At 40.7% G+C, this 24,849-nt stretch carries 12 protein-coding genes; 5 read left to right on the plus strand and 7 right to left on the minus strand.

Features of this window, described 5'->3' with window-relative positions:
* Position 1 precedes the first annotated feature (1 nt).
* The 5 genes from sprA to K0S23_RS11230 form a co-directional block, all read right to left on the minus strand.
* The gene (gene sprA / locus K0S23_RS11210) at positions 2-7,339 is read right to left on the minus strand and encodes a cell surface protein SprA (RefSeq protein WP_300357486.1); all 7,338 of its coding nucleotides are present in this window, start codon (positions 7,337-7,339) and stop codon (positions 2-4) included.
* Between the two features lie 40 nt (positions 7,340-7,379).
* Positions 7,380-7,958, minus strand: coding sequence for a Holliday junction branch migration protein RuvA (ruvA, locus tag K0S23_RS11215; RefSeq protein WP_300357240.1), 579 nt, complete (start codon positions 7,956-7,958; stop codon positions 7,380-7,382).
* Between the two features lie 12 nt (positions 7,959-7,970).
* Complete coding sequence (locus K0S23_RS11220) at positions 7,971-10,235, minus strand: NADP-dependent malic enzyme (RefSeq protein WP_300357242.1); 2,265 nt, start codon at positions 10,233-10,235, stop codon at positions 7,971-7,973.
* A 121-nt stretch (positions 10,236-10,356) separates the two neighbouring features.
* Complete coding sequence (locus K0S23_RS11225; protein ID WP_300357245.1) at positions 10,357-12,195, minus strand: T9SS type A sorting domain-containing protein; 1,839 nt, start codon at positions 12,193-12,195, stop codon at positions 10,357-10,359.
* A 978-nt stretch (positions 12,196-13,173) separates the two neighbouring features.
* Positions 13,174-13,935 (minus strand): T9SS type A sorting domain-containing protein, encoded by a 762-nt coding sequence (locus tag K0S23_RS11230; protein WP_300357247.1) that lies wholly within the window; start codon positions 13,933-13,935, stop codon positions 13,174-13,176.
* Positions 13,936-14,273: 338 nt separating this feature from the next.
* Here K0S23_RS11230 and K0S23_RS11235 point away from each other — a divergent pair, with 338 nt between their 5' ends.
* The 4 genes from K0S23_RS11235 to K0S23_RS11250 all read left to right on the plus strand — a co-directional run bounded on the left by K0S23_RS11235 (position 14,274) and on the right by K0S23_RS11250 (position 17,791).
* Positions 14,274-14,783 (plus strand): TlpA disulfide reductase family protein, encoded by a 510-nt coding sequence (locus K0S23_RS11235; protein ID WP_300357249.1) that lies wholly within the window; start codon positions 14,274-14,276, stop codon positions 14,781-14,783.
* 14 nt (positions 14,784-14,797) lie between these two features.
* Entirely contained in the window at positions 14,798-16,492 is a 1,695-nt protein-coding gene (locus K0S23_RS11240) for a DUF6029 family protein (RefSeq protein WP_300357252.1), read from the plus strand.
* A gap of 17 nt (positions 16,493-16,509) precedes the next feature.
* Positions 16,510-17,457: an Omp28-related outer membrane protein gene (locus K0S23_RS11245; protein ID WP_300357254.1), complete on the plus strand. Its 948-nt coding sequence runs from the start codon at positions 16,510-16,512 to the stop codon at positions 17,455-17,457.
* Between the two features lie 139 nt (positions 17,458-17,596).
* Positions 17,597-17,791, plus strand: coding sequence for a hypothetical protein (locus K0S23_RS11250; RefSeq protein ID WP_300357257.1), 195 nt, complete (start codon positions 17,597-17,599; stop codon positions 17,789-17,791).
* Positions 17,792-17,884: 93 nt separating this feature from the next.
* On the opposite strand, the gene K0S23_RS11255 is transcribed toward K0S23_RS11250, so the two are convergent.
* The gene (locus K0S23_RS11255) at positions 17,885-18,355 is read right to left on the minus strand and encodes a biotin/lipoyl-containing protein (RefSeq protein WP_300357259.1); all 471 of its coding nucleotides are present in this window, start codon (positions 18,353-18,355) and stop codon (positions 17,885-17,887) included.
* Between the two features lie 122 nt (positions 18,356-18,477).
* Here K0S23_RS11255 and K0S23_RS11260 point away from each other — a divergent pair, with 122 nt between their 5' ends.
* A complete protein-coding gene (locus K0S23_RS11260; RefSeq protein ID WP_300357262.1) occupies positions 18,478-21,105 on the plus strand; it encodes a M1 family metallopeptidase in 2,628 nt (875 codons plus the stop codon).
* A gap of 168 nt (positions 21,106-21,273) precedes the next feature.
* Here the strand turns inward: K0S23_RS11260 and K0S23_RS11265 are convergent, their stop codons facing one another.
* Complete coding sequence (locus tag K0S23_RS11265; protein WP_300357264.1) at positions 21,274-24,723, minus strand: hypothetical protein; 3,450 nt, start codon at positions 24,721-24,723, stop codon at positions 21,274-21,276.
* Positions 24,724-24,849: the final 126 nt, after the last annotated feature.

The following is a 24,849-nucleotide window of genomic DNA, read 5'->3' on the forward strand; positions in this document are numbered from 1 at the left end:
TTTACAAACCTCCCAGGTTAAAGCGGAATCGAATACCCGTACTCATGTTACCTGTTGGATAAGAAGTCGCGATCTTCGGATTCGTGATTACCTGATCGTAATAGAACTGAACCATTAAATTTGCCCCGATGTTGTAATCAATGGATGATTTAATTGAAATCACTTTCTGACCGGCAGTAGCCTGCTCTGTTGACTCAACTATCTTACGGATTACCGTTAAGTTATCGCGGAAAGTAAAATCAAAACGGATGTTCAACGGATTCTCAGGTTTGTTCTTACCGATTTTAAACGGCAATCTTACCTTAGGGAATTTATAACCCACACCAACCACTAACTCATTTCCTAGTACCTCAGTAACTTGGTTGTTGTTTAATGAAAGTGTAGCCGAACGGTCTTTCTTAATTTCAAACTTAGTGATCAAACCTTGTTTTTTAATGTTCCAGGTTGCATCGAAACCGATCAGCGGAGAAAAACGTTCTGAAATAGTAACTGTTTGAATGTTTCTTTCAGAAATAAAGTTTGCATTCAAATCCCTTGCAGTTGCCGAACCGTTTTGATCGAATGTTGCATTTAAGTTTGACTGAACCTGTCCAAGAGTTACAGTAGAAGAATATGCATGACGAATAACAAAGTTCTTGGTCAGTTTCTTCATTCTCTCAAATTTAGCTAAACCGTTATAATTTACAGTCCAGTTTGGCAAAGGCATCGAACTAAACGGATTAGCTGAACGCTTGTTCACTTTCCCATTCGTGTAAGACGATAAGAAGGCACCGATCACCACTTCCTGCTGAGAGATTCCGTATCCGTCACGGTATCCGCCAAAAACTCCATTGGAATTGCTGTTCGAAGATCCAAGTAACTCGGATACCTGCTTGGTCGTTTCTCTCATTTGTTTGAAATTCCCGGATTCATAGCCGGCGGACAGCTTCTCAAATGCACTTCCGATGGAAATGGTAGAGTATGAAAGCGTAGATGTCTGGAAACGGCTTTGAGATTCAAACTGCTCAGAAACATCATTGTATCTGAAGAAGTCATTTGTGTTCTCAGACATTGTTCTGTTCAAAGACAGATCAACTGTTAAATCTTTCATCGGCTCCAAAGTAGCGCGGGCTGTGAACATCTTATTGTGTGTGATCGTATGCTGGCGATTCAAGGCTGAATTCTCTACCAACCAACCACGATCTGCCGCAGTCTGGGCAAAGTTATAACCTGTTTCTCTTCCTGTAACAGAATAGGATTGCTGACCAAAAATGAATCCACCCATTCCCGAACTAAATGCAGGGTTAAATCCTAGAACCTGCGTTCGTTGATTGTATCCCGGTAATAATGTCCCATCTGTTTGATTATATGTTCCCGAAACATTTCGAACACTCATCAATAAGCGGGCACCGAAGCCAAGAACCGGATTTACCTTATTGTTCTTTTTACGTTTCTGCTGACGTTCGTGTTTGCGTTTCTTCCGTTCCCACTGGCGGCGTTCCTTTTTGGTCATTTCGTCCAATGGTTTCGGTGGTTTCAACTCTGTAACAGTTTCTTTTCCGGGCTCTTCCGGTTTCACATTTTCATCTGTTCCTCCTGCCTTTTGTCTTACAGCTGCTCTCGAAGGTGCTCCGCCGGTATTTACCTTTTTAAAGAATGGCACTTTGTTATACAGGTTGGTCATATTCGCCTGAAGCGTCGCGTTAACTGTTCTGCTGTTCTGAACAATGTTTCCGTAATCCGGATTAAACGATCCGTCAGCTTTTTGTGATCCGTCCTGTCCAAGAGGTGCACGCTGCCAGTTATAAGTTCCTGTATATTTCATGTTCCCGGTTAACCAGTCCAGCGCAGGGATTACATTAAACGGTACGTTGTATGAGAAGGTATAATCATGGGTGTAATCCATTGTTTTACCAAAAGTTCTCATCTGATCCCAAATCGTATCTTTAAAGGTGCGGTAACTTTCCGGATTATTCTTACGATCCACTTGCCCGTCTCCCTCATCAAAGATCGAACGGTTATTCGCATTAAAGGTCAGTTTTAAATTTTTGGTCAGATCCCATCCTAAACGATAACCTCTGTTCCATTGGAAATTCTTTACATAAACCGGTCTGTACTGGAATGCATTTGCTGAAGTATCGATCGTATTACGAATCTGGCGTTCATTGTAATTTCGCTGTAAATCATTCGTGAATCCGATGGTTTTCGGTAAGTAACCGATGCTTGTTTCCTTAAGCAAGCCCCACCATTTGGATTTTTGCATGAACTTCGTCTTCTTAAACGGCTCGAATGGCTTGTTGTCGAAGGTATAAGCATATACCAAACTACCTCTCCATTGTTTTGTCCGGTCATAATTTGTATTGAAGTCGCGGTGGAAGCTTTCGCTATAGCCGTATCCAAGTGTCCAATTGGAAACATCATAGAAGTGTGCTTTTTTACCTGCCGCACGTTCTTTTCGAACACCCTGGAAGTTATATGATTTGCGCTCGGTATAATCCTGAGCGATCTTTGCAGTTCTTTTTCTTTGTCCGGCTTCGTAATCTCTCAATTTAATATCCGGATTAAACGGATCGTATTCAGGGTTAATAATTCCCAGGGAGTAACCATAGAAGAATGGAACCGAAAGTTTAATTCTATTACCCAGGAATTGCCCCAATTGCAGGTTGGTTTGGAAATCCATTCCAATCTTTTGATTTCGCTGTCTTTCCTGAACGCGTGAATCTACTGCTCCCCAATTCACACCGGAATAATTCCCGGAAAGTGAGAAACTACCAAAATCTGCTGCTTGTACTTGGAGCTGAGCGATTGCAGCTGATCCTCCTTCATCTACGAAGTCAGTCAAACGCAACTCATTTACCCAAACCTGAACACATTTGGCAAGACCATCATCCGCCCATGTTAAAGGCTGATCTTTTTTAGGATTACGAACCCCGATCATGATCGTTTTCACTCCCTGTAAGTTCGGACTACCTTTTACTTTTAATCTTCTGTCGGGATTTTGAGGATCAATGATCACATATTCCACATTAGCTGCAATTCCAGAACCAAGCAAGTCATTTCTGCGTTTTTTCAGGTTCAATAAATCATCGAATATGATTTCCATATTATTGGATTCCGGCCAGATATTATCTGCATTATTGGTACCCCAGGCAGTCAGATTCAAAGGAAGTTCATATTCGTAATAGTTGTCTACGAAATCAGTTCCCAAACGAACGAATAAGGTTACGTCTTTGTCATGTAATGTATTCGCGATCACTTCTTCTGCGTGGACATACATTTTCAATTTTTTGTATGTACGAACGTCAAATTGCACATTCTTGTATGCTGCTCTTGCGTCACCATCCTGAAGATTACAAACGTCTAATGTCAACGATTGCTCATTCATCTGGCGTTGCTGCGGTTGCGAAGGATCGATTTCACGCTGAATTCCCGGAGGAATCTGGTAACCGATAGGTTGTTTTTCATTATTCTCTTCGAAGTTCAATGCCCCGATATTGAAAGTTGTCAGGTTCGGATCCACTTGGATGATTTCTCCCGGAGAAGTTAAATCCAACAAGTATTTTCTCCATTCACCGCGAACCAATTCCAATTTTGCGAAACGAACGATTACTTCTTCATCAAAGCCTTTCATGAACATCCGGAAGAAACGGATCGATCTGAAATCGCGAATCCCGTTAATTGCTCTCTCCGGTTCTTTGATCGGAACTTTGAACTGATACCATTTTTCCGTTTTGGTAGAATTCGGCGGAGTGTAAGTTACCACACTTGTAATGTGATTCTTACCGACAACCATATCTGCCGGACGCAAACTCACCCGGTATTGGAAATAAGCCTCCGATTCGGATAAATTGTTGTCCTGATTGATATCTTCCAAATCCGGAGTGTTTCTTGCCTGGGTCGGGTAACCTCCGCCATTCGGATTCATGTTATCGGACATCTCTGTTGTAGCAGAGTTGCCTTCCATTCCGTTATATTTTTTATATCGTTGGAGGATGTTTAATTGATTCTGATCATATAGATCATCTCTGTAGAAGTTATAATCATCATTTGAAGGATCGGCAATCATTTTAGCTTTTGCTTCCGCACTTAATGTCGGATTACTCTGAACCCAATTCACATAAGCTGAATAAGACGAAGTCTCTTCAGATGATTTATAGCCATCGATCCCGACATCCTGATTAGATCTTGAATTCGGATCGTTATCAAATGCATTCACAATTACTTGCTGAGTGGATACTTTTGCCCATGGAGTAATCACCACCGGGTAATTAGCGCCTGCATACGGAGGAATTCCGTTCTCAAAGCTTTTTCTTGAATCGGATAATACATCTTCGGAAACATTCCCCAGGTTGAAATACAGATCACCACCGGTTAAATTCGGGGTTGCCGTCATCGCATCCTGGTTGAACGGATCTAGGATCCAAAACTGGATGTATTCTACGTTTGCCTGTTCAAAATCATTGGTTGTTAAAGAACGCATAATCCCTCCCCAACGATCTTCAGGATTTGTGAAAGTACCGTCCGGGTTAACTGTTGAAGTTGTATCGTAGTTATACATCCCACGTTCTTTCGGATAGTAACCCAATTCCAAAACCTGAATGGTTGGGATAGATCCATAAGTTAACTGTTGGTTCGGGAAGATATCTGTTTGAAGGACCTGGCGCATACGACTGTCGAAGATCTGAGACGGATCATCTTTGATATGCTGAGGCGTTAAATTATTTGACTGATAAAAAAGCGGGTCAATTAAATACCAGGCGATCTTTGATCTTTTAAACCCGTTGTTTAGGTTTTTCGAAGAACCTTCCGGGAACAGGTCGTTCTGTCCCTGAGGAGTTGACGCTATCCGCCATGCACTCTGTGTTCTTAAATCAATTGTACTCTGGCTTCCTTCAAAATCATCCACATAAGAAATTCCGGCTTTGGAAATGGCTTTTGGCGTTCCGGGAATCAGGTGTGCAAATTCACCTTTGAACGTCATAAAAGATTTTTCCTTCGTGGAGAGAACCGGTAAGAGATCAATGAACTTCGTCAAAAACGGCAATTCGGTTCTATAATTGATATCGAAACCAACGACATTATTTTTATAAGGTTCACTTCCGAAATCCACTTTCTGAGTCACCGGACGTTCCATCATTCTAAGCCAGGTAGCTCCGACGTTGAAATCTTTATTGATGCGGTAGTTCAGGTGTGTCCCGACCATCGATTTGGATTGGAAACCAAAGACCGAATTACTTTCAATTGAAATTTTGATCGGAGTATTTGATTCCAGAACCCCCGTATTGAGGATCTTTACACGACCCAAATTATAATCTACGGTATAATCCTGTCCTTCTACCATTGGAATTCCACCAGCAGTAACTTTCACAGCTCCTTCCGGAACATTCAATGCGTTCAAAGAAATATCCGATGTAACAGAAGACTGGTATTCACCTTTAAAGACAAAACGATTCTTGCTTGGTATTTGCTGAGCTGCGGTTTTCGTCGAATCGTATAATTCAGTGTAGGCGATCGTATTTGCAATTACGTCCGGCATTCCGTTTGCCATCAGTTTTTGTTTCAATACTCCACCGAAAGGCTCTGTTGTAGAAAACATTACCCGTCCGTTCTTGGTATTGATCGTACCACCGGTTTCGGCCCTTTGCCCGTTATACATAATCGGCACGAAGTCGAACAATCCATCTGAGAACTGCTGGTTATTGACATTTAAGCGGTCCATTTCCACCAGGGTGATGATTTGTTTGTCATCCAAGCCGGAATAAGGGAAAATCGGAGCTAAAACAGATGTTTCGGGATTATTGTAAAAGATATTTAATTTAAAGCCGTTCTGATCAACCTGGTATGCACCGATCGAATAAATATTTTTCATCATCAAATCCCACAACTTTAATGTCGGGTTTGTAATGGTTGGTTTCAACAACTTCAGATACAAGGCATTCTGACCCGCGACACCATCCGTTGAAAACTCACCTACCTGGTGTGTCTCTCCCCTGTACGTGTATTCGTAGGCAACTGCCAAGACCTCATCATTATTCAAGGGCTGACTCAGGGAAATAAATCCCAGCAAGGCATTATAGGTATATTCCGATTCACTCAATTTTCGGGCATTCTCCACTTTTTCGTATTCAATAGCCTGTTGGAACGGGCCCGGTGAAGTTGTTTGAGAAGATAATTCCGAAACCGCGCCGTTGAATCCGCGAATAGCTGGACTAGAAGGGCCGGCAGTCAAATAGGTATAAAGTCCGTTTGAAGTTTCATTATCCGGTAATGGTGACGTGGATAAGTTGCCCGGGTTCCCCTGTACGTTTGCCGGCTGGGACTCACCCAAATCAGTGAACGCCAATATATTCCGGGAATTTTCCGTGTTATTGACCCTGTTGGTAACCCAAACCTCCATTCTTGTAACATAGGTCTCAGAAGCCACATTCGGCATTTGAGCCATTGCAGTGTTATACTGGTCACGGAAGAATAAATTCAGGAAATAATGGCGATTCGCTTCGTAATTATCCGCTGTAACCTCGAAAGGTTGAATCTGGGCTTTCCCGGTAATATTAATTTCCGTTCTTTTTCCTTTGGAAGAAGCACCGATAGCATCCACGGTTAAATCTCCGAAACGCAATTTGGCGTATGCACCGAATAATGTTTGCGACCCGGGGATTAAAGCTCCGAAAGACGGAAAACTAACATTCCCCAACTCAATGCGCTGAATGATCTGATCTTCATCACCGGAATAACCCAGTTTCGTAACGTTATCAAAGTCAAACGCCGCCTGTGTATTATAACTTGCACTTAATTTCAGCTTTGTCCCGATTTGCCCTACAAGATTCATCTGAATCTGCTGCTGGAAATCAAAACGAGTAATTTTCCGTTGTTTTACCGGTAAGATCGGATTATCGTAACGGGAAGTATTTACCCCGAAAGCCAACTCAATTGATCCTTGCGGACGAATAGTAATTTCATCGGATCCGAAGAAGCTGGTAAATACTTTGGATGGAATTTTGATCGGAAATTCAAGAGCCCTGTCTTCTTCTGTCTGCTGGTCAATTTTATCTTTCCAATTCTCCTTTAATGATTTTTGACGCTCGTACTCCAAATACTCTTCAAGAGTCATCATGGAAGGATTCCGGTAATTTAAATTGGAACTTCCCATTGTTTCGGAGAAAATATATTTCCCTGTTACCGGATCAAAAACGATATTTCTTTTCACTCCGGAAGGATCCCCCAAATCAAAAGTCTGAGGATTGTTTTGAGTCGGATCCAGCGGATTGGTAATCGGAAATGGCAATGTAGTATCCGGCGGGGTTTGTCCCCAGAATACAAGCGATACAAAACAGAAAACAACCGTTGAAAACAGTTGCATCACTCTTGTGTAGTTAGCGTTCAAAATTTTTTCCAAGTGTTTATAATATTTTCAGTGCCCCTTTAATTAATTCTTCCACAGTTTCATCACCGGTGGCAATTTTTTCTATTGCTTTCTCTGCCGATTTTTTATCAAAACCTAAAGAAATCAAAGCAGTTAACGCATCAAATCGATTTGTATTGTTTCCGACAAAAATATTTGTCGGATCATTCCACTCCACCTTCAACATCTTATCTTTCAAATCGATAATAACCCGTTGGGCTGTTTTTGCGCCAATTCCTTTTATCGCTTGTATAGAACGTACATCTTCCGTTTGTATTGCATTGGCGATTTCATTCGGAGACATGGATGAGAGCATTAAGATCGCTGTATTAGGTCCTATTCCGGAAACAGACAGTAAGAGATTGAACACATCACGCTCTTCAGAAGTAGCAAAACCAAAGAGCAGATGGGCATCTTCACGAATAATTTGCTGTGTTAAAACCTTCACGGATTCAGTGGTTCCGATTGCCGAAAAGGTATTCAGAGATATCTTCACAAAGTATCCCACACCACCACATTCTACGATCAGGTTGGTTGGATTTTTCTCGATTAAGCGTCCGTTCAGATGTGCGATCATCGTTCTTATTTTCTATTTAGTTTGTGCATCAACAACTGCAACCTTCACCATATTTACAATTTCACGCACGGATGAGCCCATTTGCAATACATGAATGGATTTTCTCAATCCCACCAAAACCGGTCCGATTGCATCCGAATCAGTCATTTCCTGAAGTAATTTATATGCAATATTTCCGGATGAAAGGTTGGGGAAAATCAGGGTGTTCACTTCTCTGTTGGCCAATTGCGAAAAAGAAAACTTTTCATTCATCAGCTCGTTGTTTAGAGCGAAATTCGCCTGAACTTCTCCGTCGACAATTAATGTCGGGTGATTTTCATGCAGTATCTTTACCGCTTCAGCCATCTTTTCGGAATCCTCACCCGGGGCAGAGCCGAAGTTCGAATAACTCAGCAAAGCTATTTTTGGAATAACCTTAAACTTTCGCAGTGTTTTAGCAACGTTGAATGTTATTTCCGCGATCTCGCAGGCAGTTGGATTTTTGTTAATCGTGGTATCTGCCAAAAAGATCGGTCCTCTTTTCGTGTTCAAAATATAAACCCCTGAAACCGTATTCACGTCTTTTTCCAAACCGATCACCTGAATTGCAGGACGAACGACATCTCTGTAATTCCGTGTTAAACCGGAGATCATTGCATCAGCATCTCCCAACTCCACCATCATGGCCCCAAAATGATTCCGTTCACGCATCAGTTGGATCGCTTCATATTCTGTAACCCCTTTACGTTTGCGTTTTTCAAAGAAGGACTTTCCATAAATTTGTCGACGCATTTTTTCCGTATCCGATTTCGGATCGATGATAGTAATATTCGGTATCTCAATAGAGTATTCTACGATTAAAGCTTCTATTACTCTTCTTTTTCCTAATAAGATCGGGATACAAACTCCTTCTTCAGTAGCTGTTTGAGCTGCTTTCAGGATCTTCACATTATCTGCTTCAGCAAAAACTACCCGTTTCGGGTTGTTTTGTGCTTTAGTGGTTAACTGTCGAACCAATTTATTATCTAATCCCAATCTCTTTTTAAGGATCATTTCGTATTCATGCCAATCCGTAATCGGATTCTTTGCGATTCCTGATTCCATAGCTGCACGAGCCACTGCAGGAGCAACATGATAAATCAAGCGCGGATCCAAAGGTTTCGGAATAATTTGTTCTCTTCCGAAGGAAATATGTTTTTCGCCGTAAGCTTCGATTACTTCTTCCGGAATAGTCTCTTTTGCCAGGTTAGCAATTGCTTTCACCGCTGCTAATTTCATTTCTTCATTAATCCCGGTAGCCCTTACATCCAAAGCACCTCTGAAAATGAATGGAAATCCAAGCACGTTATTTACCTGGTTAGGATGGTCCGAGCGACCTGTCGCCATAATAATATCGTTACGGGTTGCCATTGCATCCTTGTAAGATATTTCAGGATCGGGGTTTGCCAATGCAAAAACGATCGGGTTCTTTGCCATTGAAGCAACCATATCTTTTGAAACAATATTTCCTTTTGACAATCCGATAAATACATCTGCTCCCTTGAAAGATTCTTGCAGGGTTGAATCCTTCTTATGCGTTGCAAAAATCTGTTTCATTTCATCCAAATCAGTTCTTGCAGCATGGATCAATCCTTTGCTATCGAACATAAAGATGTTATTTACAGAGGCACCCAAGGCCATATATAGTTTGGCGCAGGAAATTGCAGCAGCTCCCGCTCCCGAGATCACGAATTTAACCTTCCCGATTTTCTTTTTAGCCAGTTCCAAAGCATTTAATAAAGCCGCCGCAGAAATAATCGCAGTTCCATGCTGATCATCATGCATCAGCGGGATATCCAATTCCTCTTTTAAACGGCGTTCTATTTCAAAAGCTTCGGGAGCCTTAATATCTTCCAGGTTAATCCCACCAAATGTAGGAGCAATTGCTTTAACTGTTTGAATGAACAATTCGGGGTCCTTTGCATCGATTTCAATATCAAACACATCGATATCTGCAAAGATCTTGAAGAGTAAGCCTTTTCCCTCCATTACCGGTTTGGATGCCAGCGGACCGATATCACCCAAACCAAGAACAGCAGTTCCGTTTGAAATTACTGCTACAAGATTTGCTTTGCTCGTGTACTTATAAACATCGGCAGGATTCTCAGCAATCTTTAAACATGGTTCGGCTACTCCCGGGGAATATGCCAAAGACAGATCACGCTGAGATGCATAAGGTTTTGTTGGAACGACCTCAATTTTGCCAGGTCTTCCAGAAGCATGATAATCTAACGCGTCTTGTTTGCGAACTTTTGCCATATAAATGAGATTGTAAGGGGCGATAAAGTTAATAAATCTTAATACAAGAGCACCAAAACTTCGTATAAAAAGAAAGCCCCGGCATTTATTGCCGGGGCTTTCCCAATTTATTATTTGTGAATTACTTCACCATCAATTTTTGAGTGTAAGTTGAAGTTCCGTTAGCAACTGAAACAAAGTAGTTTCCAGCTTGCAAGTTGTTAATCGGCATTTCAACAGTTGTTGCTCCGGAAGCAGTAACAACCTGAGTTGCAACTGTACGTCCTGAAACATCCAAGATAGAGATTGAGTAATCTGCACCTGTACCTTCGAAGCTAACGTTTACAATTTCTGAAGCAGGATTAGGGTAAACAGACATAGCGATTTCAGCAGAAGCTTCATTGATTGAAGCAGTTCCTCCTCCGATGTTAATTTTGTCAACATACAGATTATTACCATACGCTGATGTAGCTTCAAACTTAACGAAAAGTTTATTTGCAGTTCCATAAGGAGTTAAACTTACTGACTCATTTCTCCAATCAGAAGCAGCAGTAGGAGTGAAAGCACTAGTAGTTGCAGCTCCAGTTGACAATGTTGAACCTTGCTTAGCATATACTGATGTCCAAGTTGATCCACAATCTGTTGAAACGAATACTTCCAACTTATCATTCTCACTTGCATATTGGCGGTATGCCACATCAAATGTCATCGTTTTATTTGAGATTGAAGAAAGGTCTACAGGAGCAAGGATCATGTTTCCTTTGTTACCTGCAGCAACATTATAGTTGTCATATTTAGCACTTCCTGTATTTGCAGCTACACGTGCCCAGTTTTTATCTGTTGCTGAGTAAACTGAGTAATTAGCATATGGGAATGCTGAACTTGCAAAATCTTGTGAGAAGTTTCCAGTTGTACCAGCAGCACTAATTCTTGAAAAAGTAGTTGTAGTTGTACCCATTGGCGTAGTGCTTCCAGATCCATTGATGTTCGTTAAGTACGTAGTCAATGTATGTGATCCTGAAGTTACAGCAGTGGTAGGAATGTTAAAGTTTGCAGTTCCACCTACAGCAATAGATCCTGAGAACGGAGCTGTTTGAACAGTTCCTGCATCAATTTTGTAATTAACCGTAGCAGATGTAATCACGTTGTTTCCAACATTTGATAATACAGCAACTGCACCTGAAAGATCTGCAGCACAGCTAAAGTCTGATGCATTTAAGTCTGAGATCTCTGCGAAGTCAGGCAATAAAAGTGGCTCGGAAACTCCAGCTTGGTGAACTTCTTTTGTAGTATTGTCTTGAACCCAAGCAATAAAACCTAGTTCAGTAATCTTATAAATGTAAGAAGGAACCGGAACATCGTTAAATGTAAATGTTTGAGTTCCGTTAGCACTACTAAAATTGGATGCAACAACAGGTGTTCCGGAAGTATTAGGAACCATTTTGCGCATTACATCGTGAAATTCAGTTTCCCCATTTGATCCCGGAGCACTTTCAAAAGTGATTTCTCTTTCAACCATTGCTAACTGCAATACAGTATTTGACGGATTCCAAACATTTGGTGCTGTAATAGTTACAGTAACATCAACAGTTGCGTATCCTGGATCAAATGAATGAGAAATTGTCATACTTACAGGCGAAGCCACAGCATATCGTGAATCGATTGCACCTTGAGTAACAGTCATATTTGTCCCATCCATTATTCTATCAGGAACTCCGGATATACCGTAATAAGATACTCGATTACCTATTTCAGTAGCGTTCTGTGCATTCATTGGATCCACACCTGGCCAGCTAGTTTGATATTTGATCGCTACAATCTTACTTGCATTTGCGTCAATTAAAGCTTTAAACGCCGGATTTTGAGATGCACATGGACCACAAGAAGCTTGTGAAAAACTTTCAGCAAGAATAAATCGCTGCTGTGCATAAGAAGCACCTAAAAGAGCGAATGAACCAAACAATAGTAAAATTTTTTTCATGGTTTTTTGATTTTATAATTTGGCTAAAGTTAAATTATTTTCTTCTTGGTATCTAAAACGTTAGAGCTAAAAAAACAATGGATTATTGAAATGTTAAAAGCAGCATTAACACACAAGTTTTATTTCTTTCGCAATCCTCAAAACTTTATAGTTGGGTGATTTTACTGTGACTAATCAATGAAGCCTAAACAAATTTAACATCACTAGGCGATTATTTGTTTGATTATTCAGTCCTTATCGGTTTTAATAAGTGGATTTTAGCCGATTATGCGATTGAAATATGGTTAGTTACAAAGCTTTTTAAATTGCTAAAAACATTGTCTTCCATTGATTGCTTTAATCTTAAATCACTAACAAAAAAAGAATTCTATTTGAATCCTAAATGACTATTTTGACCAAATATCCAGTTAATGAGTCGCTTTTATACGGGTATTTGTAGATTATTGTGAGGTATTAGGTATTGAGAAAAGTGAAAGACCTTTGTTTTGCTTCTGTTTTGAAAAGAAAATGAAGATCCAAAGAGTTTTCCCAATCATCATTAAAAAGATTTAATGATGCGATTCTGGTGCACGATTTCCCTTTGGGCAACAACTTATTTTCTGTCTATTAAAGCAATATTGACTGAATCGTGATTCAAGACAAAGTAGTTTATCCCGATTCAGATTGATTAAACAAGGATAATGTAAAAGTTAGATTAAGGAAATACCGTATTCATTGTGATTAACTTCAACTGAAGTTTTTCAATCATTAAACAGCAACCACACGTAGTTAATTAGCATGCATACTTGGATTGGAGGGAATTAAAATAAGACTTGTTACGGATTGGATTCATTCATCTGGCTGTAAATAGCTTTATTAGACCAAAAAACAGTTTTATTATTTCTATAGCACCATCCCGGATAATGGGTGTTGAGAAATGTATATACAACAAAAAAAGCCGGAATTTTCATCCCGGCTTTTCTGTATTTCTAAAGTATCTTAGTGCTTAATTACCACTCTTCTTGTTTGAACAACCCTTCCTTTCTCAAGAACCGTAACTAAGTAAACTCCATTTTTAAAATCACTTACATCTACCTTCTTAGAAGCTCCAACAACAGATTCGTTGTAAACTACTTTGCCTAATACGTCTGTCATTTTAAGATCAAAGTTTCCATCCAAGCCCTGAGCAGTAACAGACAATAAAGAACTTACCGGGTTCGGATAAATAGACATGGTGATTTCTTCGTTTTTCTGATCCTTGATTCCCAAAACTGTTGTAACAATAACATCTACAGAGTCTACTTTGGCAGAACCATCTACTATATAAAGACGATAATGAATACTTCCAGGACCATCTGTGTGAATGTCAAACTTCAATTGAGCAAGTCCATTATTAACCAAAGTAAAATCATTTGAAGTAGTCCATGGATCTGAGTTTGGTTGCGAACAAAGCCCTTCAAAGTTTGGATCCGGAACAGGACCCCAGCAAATCGCTTCAGGAGGAGTGTGAGCTATAGACCAAGCAGGCACGTCGACAAATTTATCTCTTGTAATTCTTAAAAGTTTGTCTGATCCGAACTTATTGATAACCGCAAGGTCAATCACTACCAACTCATCCTCGCTTGCTACCTTAGTAATTGTTGTACCGTTTAAATTAGGACCACTTGCAGAACCGGTTTCATATTGCTTTATGTCAACCTGTGCAGTCGAAACCGCAGCAGTTAATAAAGCAATGCTTAATAGAGAGTATATTTTTTTCATATCTTGAGCTTCTAGTTTTTACAAATATATAATAGCTATTCTTCACAAACAAGATGCTTGGTCACGCTATTAATTCGTAAGAATACAATTTATTTGCCAAAAAAACAATACGAAAGAATCGAATATTGGCCCGTTTTTGATTTAAGTGCTTGTTTTTACAAGTAAACGGTTAAATAGCAGAAGATTTCTCAGATGTTAGGATTACAATTTCTATGCTTAGCTTAACATTTTTTAGGAATACAAGAGTCTTGGATAACACATGTTTAAAATTGTGTTAAGGAAAAGGTATCTTTGGGATTCGGCACGAAACTTGAACTGTGCAAGCTAAAATTTAAACTATGAAAAAAATTGCGTTCTTATTGTTAGGACTTGTTGTTTCTACTTTATCAATGGCTCAAGACCACGAACCTTTAGTTGTAAAACAACTTCCCTCTGTAAAATTAGTAGACATGAATGGCAAAGCGGTTAACACTGCTGAATTAGGTTTTAAAGGCCCTGTTGTTATTTCATTTTGGGCTACCTGGTGTTCACCATGCAAACGCGAACTAAACACTATTCATGAATTATACACAGACTGGCAAGAGGAAACAGGAGTTAACCTTGTTGCGGTTACGATCGATGACGAAAAAACAAAGGCTCAGGTTCCTGTTTATGTTGACGGAAAAGGATGGGAATATTTAGTATTAATGGATCCGAACGGAGATTTCAAACGTGCAATGGGAGTAAACAACGTCCCTCATACATTCCTGATCGACCAAAAAGGAAATATTGTTTATTCTCATAACAACTACGCTCCCGGAGATGAAGAGAAGTTGTACGAAGAGATCAAAAAATTAGTCAACAAATAAGTACTGCTTTATAGATGAAAAACTGGATTTTAGGAATCTGCGCATTGTCCGGGTCGCTTACAGCACTCGGACAATCGAATTTATTGGGGAACATCACCGGGAATATGGAAGCTACCTTCCAGTATTTAAACGCTGACCCATTAATCGGTGCAACCCAACCGGCAGAAAGAGGTTTGTTGAATTCGTATATGAATGTCTTTTATTCCGGATCTCATTTTAAGGCGGGTGCCCGTTTTGAATCATACCTGCCGCGAATCAATGGATACCCGAATCGTTTTGACGGTACCGGAATCGGTATGCGCTATGTAGGCTGGTCGAACAATTATATAGATGTAACTCTCGGGAACTTTTACGAGCAGTTTGGTGCGGGAACTATATTTAGGGCTTATGAAGACCGAAATTTAGGTTACGATAATGCGATGGACGGTGCCCGTGTAATCCTCAGACCTTATAAAGGAATTCAGTTAAAAGGAGTTTACGGGAACCAGCGTTATGCTTTCCAAGGCGGAAGAGTCGATAAATCGAGTGGTGTGACCCGCGGAATTGATTTACAGCTTCATCTCAATGAATTAGCGCCCAGGTTAGATTCAAGCGGTTTGGATGTTACAATCGGAGGTGCTTTTGTGAGCAAATACCAAAAAGATGATAACGATTTATACATCCTTCCTGAAAACGTTGCTGCTTACAGCGGAAGGCTCGGTTTACGCTACAAGAAATTTACATTGAGCGGTGAGTATACTCATAAAGATAACGACCCAAGTGAGGACAATGGATACATTTATAATACCGGCCATTCAGCTTTGATCAATTTGGGTTATTCACGTAAAGGATTGGGAATCTCATTAGCCGCAAAATCGGTAGATAATATGAGTTACCGTTCAGACAGAACCAAAGGTTTGGCCGATCTGTTCATCAACTACCTTCCGGCGATGAACAAAACACATACCTATAATTTAGTTGCAACACTGTATCCTTACGCTACACAACCTCTGGGAGAAGTAGCTTTCCAGGCAGAAGTCCTTTATACCATTCCAAAAGGAAAGGGTGGCGGGAAATATGGAATTCCGGTCAACGTGAATTATTCCACGGCCTATTTGCCCATGAGACATTATTCTGGCTTCGGCTTACCGGGAGATTCGACACGTGTAATGTATAAAGGGAATCCGTATGATTTGTCTGACAGTTTACTTTGGCAGGATATCAACGCAAATGTGACATTCAAACTCAATAAAAATTTCTACTTGATTGCCTCTTATTTCAATATTATCATTAACAATGATGTCTCCAAAATTACGGAAGATGCAACTGGTATGATTAGCTCCCACATCGGGGTTTTGGAAGCCGGATGGAAGATCAATAAAAAACACAGTATTCGTGCTGAAGTGCAAGCTCTATTCACTGCCAATAAAAAAATGGCAGGTTTCAACTATCGTACTTCAGAGGACAAAGGAGATTGGGTAACGGTTGTTTTAGAGTACAACATTTCACCTAATTGGTTCCTGGGATTCATGGATCAATACAATTATGGGAATCCACATAAAGACTTGCGCGTACATTATGCAATCGGATCATTCGGTTGGATAAAAGATGCAACCCGCATAACTTTGAATTACGGTAGACAGCGTGCAGGCTTATTCTGTGTAGGTGGTGTATGTCGTTTCGTACCGGCATCGAATGGTTTGACCGTTTCGTTAACGCAAAGTTTCTAATTAAACAGGTTTAGAACATGAAAAAGATCTTAATTTTTACAGCTGTCCTGGCAACCGTAATCGCTTCTTGCGACAAGGTTAGAAATGCCTATCCAACAAATCCGGTATCAACTACCCTGGATTGGAGTTTATACCCGGACGGGGATTCCGCTCATTATGTTGCCCAAGGTTTGTGGCCAACGTTTACGGCTAACTCGAATACACAACGCAATGTATTGATCGAGGATTTTACAGGTCATCAGTGCGTGAATTGTCCGGCTTCAACAGCAAACATGGAACAATTAATCGCTACAAATCCGGAGCATATATTTGGTTTGGCTATTCATGCCGGACCTACCGGATTGACGGGTTTCCAGGTAACTTCTTCCGAATACCCGACTGTTCTTTACAGCGATGCCGGAATTGAAACCGGGAAGCATTTCGGACAGGATATTCCAGGATCTACTTTTTTGGGGAATCCTGCATTTTGTGTAAACAGAACCAAAGCAAATAATCAGTTTACCTCGAATGCAGGTGCTGCAATTGCGAATAAAACCAACACTTGTTTGGCAAGTTCAATTCGTATCAATATTCAAGCTGTAAGCAATTACTTCCCTTCTACCCGCGGTTTGTTCCTGCATACGGAAGTAGATAAAATTGATGCATCTATTACTTCAGACTTAGCTGTTGTTGTTTGTTTGGTTGAAGATTCATTAATTGCTCCACAATTAGTACCGACAAGTATGGATCCCGACGGAAAAGATGAAGATTACATTCACCGCGATATATTCAGAGGCACTATTGACGGGCGAACTTTTGGGAAAGTTTTGACTGCAAGCGACCTGGGAACAAATGGAAAATACTTTGTGAGTTACTCCTATCAATTACCGGCTCAGTACAATGCAGACAACATGAAATTGTACATTTATGTTTACGACAAAACGACAGAAGAAATCTACCAGGTGATCGAAAAACACCTGCTTTAAAATTTAACATTTACTATAAAGTAGCGTGTGTCTGGTTGTTACGGGCACACGCTTTTTTTGTGAAGAACTTTTAACATTTTCCAAATACCAAATAAGAAAAGGGTTCGTTATATTAGATGAAATTATTAAACAGAACCCCATGTTTGAACTGACGAAAAAAATCCTGGTTCGGGTAAGTTTTGACCCACTCTTATTCCAGAAAGAATTGTCTAAAGCAATTAAATGGATGTCTAACTCAGAAGAAATTCAACATTTAAGGGAATGGTGTATGAAGGAGTTCGGCGCGGTTTATCCTTCTATCATTCAAAAGGCATTTACAATGCAAAAAAATTAAAAGACATATATAATATACGACTAACGGCTCCTTTTGGAGCCGTTTTTATTTTGAGGTATATCGTAAGAAATATCTGTCTAAGCTTCACAGAAACTACTCGAATTCGATCAGTAAGCCTCCTTTGTCTACCACATCCTGCGGATTGACAGCAATGGATTTAACAACTCCCACACCTTCTGCTTTGAGCACATTTTCCATTTTCATTGCTTCCAAAGTAAGTAAAGGATCACCCACTTCAATTGATTGACCAACTGTAACAGCAACGCTCACAACTCTTCCAGGCATCGGAGCTTTCAATTGCTTCAGTTTGCGCAATTTCGGCTTGTCCATTCCGAGAGAAGCGATTAGTTCATCAAGAGGTCCACCCTTCTTTACTTCAAACACCCTGTGATTCAATTTCAGGGTCAATAAGCCTTCTTCCATGCGGTTTGACATAACCTCACCACGGAATTTTTTTCCCTTATAAGTAATTGTAAAAAACTGCTGGTCTTCCCAACGAATATGAACCCCATCTCTGTTAGCATGAAGGACTTCTCCGTCCGATGTCCAATTAGCTGTTTCCATCTGTAAGAATTTTGCGACAATAATACGAACTATTTGGCCATTCATCTAGAAAAACCTTGTAAAAAAAGCATAGTTTCCTATATTTGCTCTTCAAAATATTTACGAATCATATTCGCCCGAAAATGAAGAAAATATACTATTTGGTTGCTCTTGTCTTAGTAGCTTGTCAACCTAAACATTCTGACACTGACCATGCAGCAAGCCAAAGTAACGAATCAAAGGCAAGTGCAGTAGTTGCGGTTGATGAATCGAAGCAAGATAAGCCCACAGTATATCATGCATCCAGAACCGTATTGACGGATTTGATCAATACGAAATTAGAGGTTTCCTTCGATTGGACGAAATCATGGCTGATCGGTAAAGAAACGCTGCAGGCAAAACCGCATTACTATGCATCCAATCAACTGATCCTTGACGCAAAGGGAATGGAGATCAAAGGTGTATCGATGGCCGGTAAAACTTGTCAATACGAATACAAAGACGATGTACTCACCATTCAGCTGGATAAAAAATATACCCGCGATGAAAGCTTTACAGTCGTAATTGATTACATCGCAAAACCGGACGAGCGCAAAACAGGTGGTTCGAATGCAATCACAAGTGATAAAGGTCTTTACTTTATTAACCCACGTGGAGAAGAAGCAGGTAAAATGCCTCAGATCTGGACACAAGGTGAAACAGAATCGAACTCCGTATGGTTTCCTACTATTGATTCACCGAACTCTAAAACAAAACAGGAGATTTATATCACCGTTCAGGATAAATATGCTACTCTTTCCAATGGAAAATTGGTGAGCTCTACAAAAAATGCTGACGGTACACGAACAGATTACTGGAAACAGGAATTACCTCACGCACCTTACTTATTCATGATGGGTGTAGGGGAATTCAAAGTAGTAAAAGATACATACAAGCGCCCCGACGGAACGAACATGGAAGTAAACTATTATGTGGAGCCGGAATGGGAGAAAGATGCAAAAGCTATTTTCGGAGAAACACCGGCTATGATCGGTTTCTTCTCTCAGCTTCTTGGAGTTGAATACCCATGGGATAAATACTCACAAATCATTGTAAGAGACTACGTTTCCGGGGCAATGGAAAATACAGGAGCCGTTATTTTCGGAGAATATGCTTACAAAACGAAACGCGAATTACTGGATGAAAATGATAATTCCACGATTGCACATGAATTATTCCACCATTGGTTCGGTGATTTGGTAACTTGTGAATCCTGGTCGAACTTAACCCTGAACGAATCTTTTGCGAACTATTCTCAATTCCTATGGGATGAGCACCGTCATGGCTTGGATGAAGCAGAATTCCAGGCTTTACAGGAAGCGGCAGGTTATTTTGCATCGGCAGATCAGGGTGGCTACCACAACCTCGTTTGGTTCGATTACAACTCGAGAGAAGATATGTTCGACGGGCATTCTTACAACAAAGGCGGCCGGATCTTGCACATGCTTCGCAAATACATAGGAGATGATGCATTCTTCCTGGGTCTGAAGAACTACCTAAGACAAAACCAGTTTAAAGCTGCTGAATTCCACCAGTTGAGACTCGCTTTTGAAGAAGTAAGTGGCGAAGACCTGAATTGGTTCTTTAATCAATGGTATCAGGGCAAGGGACATCCCACACTGGATGTTTCCTATAGCACAGACTTAGCTGCGAATACCGTTTCCATTACCGTAAATCAAAAACAAAAGAAAGAGTTCGGTTTGTTTAAATTACCGGTTGATATAACTGTTTACGATGACCGCGGAGCAACTACTTCCCGTCACTGGTTCAATGATGAATCTACAACCGTAAGCATCCCAACTCAGGGAACAGTAAAGAATGTAATCTTTGATTCCGAAGCAATGCTTTTATGTAAAATGGAAGAGAAAAAAGATGTTTCCTGGTATGCTTTCCAATGGAATAACTCGAAACATTATATCCACAGAAAAAATGCATTGCAAAAAATTCCTTCCAGTTCTCCCGAGGCAAATAGAGTTGCACAGGAAGCATTGAAAGATCCTTTCTGGGATATCCGTTCTACGGCAATTGAGAAAATAGGAAAAATGGGAAGTGACAGTAAAACTGCTGCTATCAATCGTCTGAAACAAATGGCAAGTTCCGATTCGGTATCTGCTGTTCGTGCGGCTGCAATCACTTCACTGGCAGGAATGATCTCCGGTCCGGAACTGGAGCAAATCTGTACTGAAAGCATTCAAAAAGATCAATCCTATGCTGTAATCAGCGCTGCATTGCTTCAGCTTTCCAAAGTGAACAGCAAAGCTGCATTGGAAGCTGCCAAAAAACTGGAAGATGAGCCTTCAGGTAAAATGCAGGCAGGTATTTCAATGATCTATGCAAAATACGGAGATGCAGATCAAATAACTTATTACGAGCGTATCTTCAAATCGAATGTATTACAAGGATTCGACAAAATAGGTGTGATGAACTCAATGACTTTCTTTGCTTCCCGCCAGGAACCGAAAATTCAAAGACGTACGCTGCCAATCTTCGAAAGTGAATACAAAACCGGCGGAATGTACACACAAATGTTTATGCCCCAGTACATCGGATACTTAAGAGATAATTTAAGTAATTCAATTGAGAAGTTTAAAGCCGAAGAAGAGAAAGCTAAAAAAGACGGAAACGCCAATGCTGCTGATATTGCCCGCGGTAAACGCACAGATGCAGAAGCTTTATTGGGTGATTACGAAAAAATGATTGCCGGTTTCCCGAAAGAAGAAAAAGAGCATTAATCGTTCGACATAAAATTTTTACGAAAAGGTCTTTCATTTTGGAAGGCCTTTTTTGTGGGACGGCATTTCAACTCCGCTCAATGACCTTTGATTGTGATTCAAAAATTAAAAGGGACTGAGCGTTGAAAACCTTGACCGAAGCGTCAATGGTAGTCGAAGGCAACCGTTTTAAAAAAATGCTTTCACTTCCATTCCACCGGCATGGATGACTTTGTTCCCTTCGCTTTTTCTCCCGTTGTACTGAACGGAGATTTGCAGGTTTTTGGATAATGAACGCTGGTAACCTAAGTTCCAAACGTAGTTTACTCCCGGTTTCAGGGCTTCCAACAACTCAAATCCCAAAGGTGTATTCGAATCTCCTCTGAATGCAATCCGAATGACATTGAACTGTCCCTGTAAACTTCCTTTTTGCGTTTGATTGTATTTTCCGGTTACACCGATGTCGTATATATCAGCCTGCTCACCTCCCAGATTTTCTTCGTTTTTCTTCTTGATCACGCGTCCGTCCAAACTAAAACGAAGCGATGTGTTCGGCTGATAAATCAAGGAAGGTTTCAGCTGCCAATAATGCAAACGATAGTTCCGACCCGTGGTGTAATCTACCGAAGACGTTTTCAATCCTGTTTCAAATTGTGACTGAACACTGAATTTTTTCAGGATGGTTATCCTTCCGTTGAACTCATGAGATTCCTTTGTCCTTCCGTCAAAACCTGTTGCCAGTAAGGTTTTTGTTTTTGAACTTTCATAACTGTAATCACCACCCCCAACATTGTTCGTCCGGTTGAAATACAAGGTGTTTTTAATAACGTTTGCAGTACTTATCAATGAATTGTCATCAATACTTCCCACAAAAGGATTGTATGCTCTTGCTCCGCCAAACACATTGGTCTTTCGCTGCAACCTGAAACGTGTTTGAGTGGAAAAGCGGGCCAACAACTTCCTTACCCCTGTGCTATTCGCCCACACACGCTCCGGGCGCAAAGTAAGCGACTGATTGTACTCATTGGAATAAGTCTTTATATAATCGTTTGACGGTGTAAATACACGGATATAACTTGCCTGATCAGCGTATGCCGCAATTTCAAATTCATTCAGATCCTTAATTTCATCACCATTATAATCATTCCAGGTATAAACTCCCTGTCCGTCATTTACTTTGATATAAATAAATTCCTTTTTCTGCTCCAAACCTGCACCAACTTCGTAAAACGTTGTCAAATTCACTGCCCCTTTCCAGAATTTAATATCGTGATCAATTCTTCCGTTTGTGGTGTTTTCGGGTGCCTGGGTTATTAAGGTCGTATCCAGTATTTTCAATTCGCGGTAGTTTGCAACCAGGTATAGGCGCTGGTTTTTCCAATTATTTTTCGTCCACTCGGCACGAATTGTCCTAGCCTTTGCGGCATTCCGCAAGCGTGTACTGTCTGATCTTCCATCAATACGTTCGCGGTAACTTAACAATAATTCACCCGAGGAAGTATCTCCTAAAGCAACATATCCCTGGTAATCAAAGAAACTATAAGACTGAAGATTCAATAGAGTATCGCCTTGCATAAAGCGGTTCAATTCCTGATCATCTTTGAAACCAATCCTCACCTTCTTAATTTGCTTGGAGATATCAGCCCTGTGCCGCAGAAATTGATTGGTATTTTCATTCTTCGCGCTCAAAAAGCTTGCATCAATATTCACATTATAACCCTGTTGTTTCCAGGACGTGATCAGTTGAGTCCTTAATCCGGAAAAGTCTGAACCGATCTTATACTGCTGTGCATTGATCCCGATCTTTCCATAATTCCTGTTCTCAATACTCGTTCCCAATGTGGTCAAAACCTGGTTTCCGGTATAACTTCTACTCCGTGTATTCCAGTCGCGATCAAACTCCACAGCTCTGTATTGTTCAATCGGTTTGAAATAAGGATCTAGCATTTCGATCTCAACTTGCTTCTTCCAGCTCCAGGCGGGAATAGAATCCTTTCCAAACGGATTGGTATGTTCGACTTTTGTGCGCATGGAATATCCCCGGTCATCAAAGCGGTCGAGCGAAGAAAAGGTATTCAGATCGTAGCCGCTCATCCCAAGTTCGGTTGTGACTTTGAGTTTTTCATTGAAGCGATAAGTAGCCCCGGCGGTAAACAACTGTTGTTTTTTTGGAGTGATCAATAATGAAACCGGCGCGTAATCTCCTACGGAAATACCTCCAACCGGCTGCACCCATTTGTACACACGCCCGATCGCGTTGAACTTTTCAAAGACATAATTCCCTTTTCCCGGACCTACATATGAAAATTGTGCTTTGTAATAAGCCAGGCTTTGATTGACAGAAGCTACTAAAACACTATCATACCCAAGTGAATCGACCATTTGATACATCACCAGGTTTTCAGAGTAACCCACAGAATCAATTACCGAATAACGTGCCAACTCCAAGCTGTCCCCAATCTCGGATAAAAGTAATTTCTGATCGTTTGTGAGGTTTTGCTGTAAGGGTTGGTTCTTTGCATCCTGTTCCGAATAGGCATTTATCCACCAATCCAGTTTTTTACTTTGCGCTGCGGTTGAAAACTGAAAAAGTGATCGTGCATAATTCTGGTCCGAATACTGGAACTCTACAACGATACGGATATCTTTGGTGATCAGGTTCCTGGCCGTAAATGTCAGCTCCGAAGTGTTGTAATCAATCACATAATCGTATTCCTGACCACGGCTTAATTGTCTGCCATCGATATACACTCGCTCCGTTCCGGAAAGAACAATGATATACGGTTCATTTTCATTTCCTCTCAGGCGATAAGGCCCCTGGTTTCCTTCCACTCCCTGGATAATTTGCCGGTTGAATTTTCCTTTCGATAAAGCCCCGCTGAGCTGGGTTTTTATTGTTCCCGTTTTATCCTTCTTCCAGAAATACTCTCCGGTAAGACCTTGTCCTCTTTTCTTGTAAGTTAAAAAGTAGCCGTCCGGTTTACTGATCCAAAAATCACCGGCTGTAAGTTTGAACTGGTCGTTGAAAAGCTGGATAAAAACCTGGTCAAATTCCTGCAGTTTGTTGGTGTTTCCTTCCGGCTGGATGGGTAGATTATCATCGGTTACCGAAGCCAGCACCTGAAGGTTGGGGGCAATATACCCGGACAATTCCAGGTTCAGTGATGAGTTTACGGACAAATCCTGCCTGTTTCCAAAAGTGATTCCTCTTGAGATGCTTCCTGATTTTCGAAGTCCGTTTGCTCCCATAAGATCCAAAGGTTCTACGCCTGGTGTAATCAGGTATTTCTCCCGATCGCCTTTATTCTGTGTATAAATAATATTGGTATCCCTTAGCTGATAGCTTTTGGCGAATGAAAAGGGTAAAACACGGTAAGAAACAGTTACCTCATCGGAGCAGGATTGAAACAAGCGGAAGGTTCCTTTTGCGTAATCAATGAGGTAATTATAGGGTAAAATGATTTCGCCGCCACATCGCACTATGATTGAGTTCGGTGCAATACTTAAGGAATCCAGCTGTATGGTATTTCCGCTTGCTGGAATGGTTTTTTGACGGTACGCGCTTTCCTGTGTCCAGCTATGAACCCAACAAAATATACTGCTTAGCAATAGAAGTCCAACCCGTACAGCGTGCATCATGCTAAAGTACTAACGTTTTAAGTGTTGTGCTAGTATATAAAAACAAAAAAATCCCGCTGCAGTGACGCGATGCTTCGCGTCTCCAACAGCGGGATTACATGTGTGATCTCATAAAAACGGCACAAT

The sequence above is a fragment of the Fluviicola sp. genome, assembly GCF_029266855.1.
GTDB lineage: Bacteria > Bacteroidota > Bacteroidia > Flavobacteriales_D > Crocinitomicaceae > Fluviicola.

Excerpts from the sequence above, each read along its gene's own strand:
- K0S23_RS11255 (WP_300357259.1), bottom strand. The coding sequence starts at position 18,355 with ATGGAAACAGCTAATTGGACATCGGACGGAGAAGTCCTTCATGCTAAC.
- K0S23_RS11250 (WP_300357257.1), top strand. The coding sequence starts at position 17,597 with ATGTTTGAACTGACGAAAAAAATCCTGGTTCGGGTAAGTTTTGACCCA.
- K0S23_RS11245 (WP_300357254.1), top strand. The coding sequence starts at position 16,510 with ATGAAAAAGATCTTAATTTTTACAGCTGTCCTGGCAACCGTAATCGCT.
- K0S23_RS11235 (WP_300357249.1), top strand. The coding sequence starts at position 14,274 with ATGAAAAAAATTGCGTTCTTATTGTTAGGACTTGTTGTTTCTACTTTA.
- K0S23_RS11220 (WP_300357242.1), bottom strand. The coding sequence starts at position 10,235 with ATGGCAAAAGTTCGCAAACAAGACGCGTTAGATTATCATGCTTCTGGA.
- K0S23_RS11260 (WP_300357262.1), top strand. The coding sequence starts at position 18,478 with ATGAAGAAAATATACTATTTGGTTGCTCTTGTCTTAGTAGCTTGTCAA.
- ruvA (WP_300357240.1), bottom strand. The coding sequence starts at position 7,958 with ATGATCGCACATCTGAACGGACGCTTAATCGAGAAAAATCCAACCAAC.
- K0S23_RS11225 (WP_300357245.1), bottom strand. The coding sequence starts at position 12,195 with ATGAAAAAAATTTTACTATTGTTTGGTTCATTCGCTCTTTTAGGTGCT.
- sprA (WP_300357486.1), bottom strand. The coding sequence starts at position 7,339 with ATGCAACTGTTTTCAACGGTTGTTTTCTGTTTTGTATCGCTTGTATTC.
- K0S23_RS11240 (WP_300357252.1), top strand. The coding sequence starts at position 14,798 with ATGAAAAACTGGATTTTAGGAATCTGCGCATTGTCCGGGTCGCTTACA.
- K0S23_RS11265 (WP_300357264.1), bottom strand. The coding sequence starts at position 24,723 with ATGATGCACGCTGTACGGGTTGGACTTCTATTGCTAAGCAGTATATTT.
- K0S23_RS11230 (WP_300357247.1), bottom strand. The coding sequence starts at position 13,935 with ATGAAAAAAATATACTCTCTATTAAGCATTGCTTTATTAACTGCTGCG.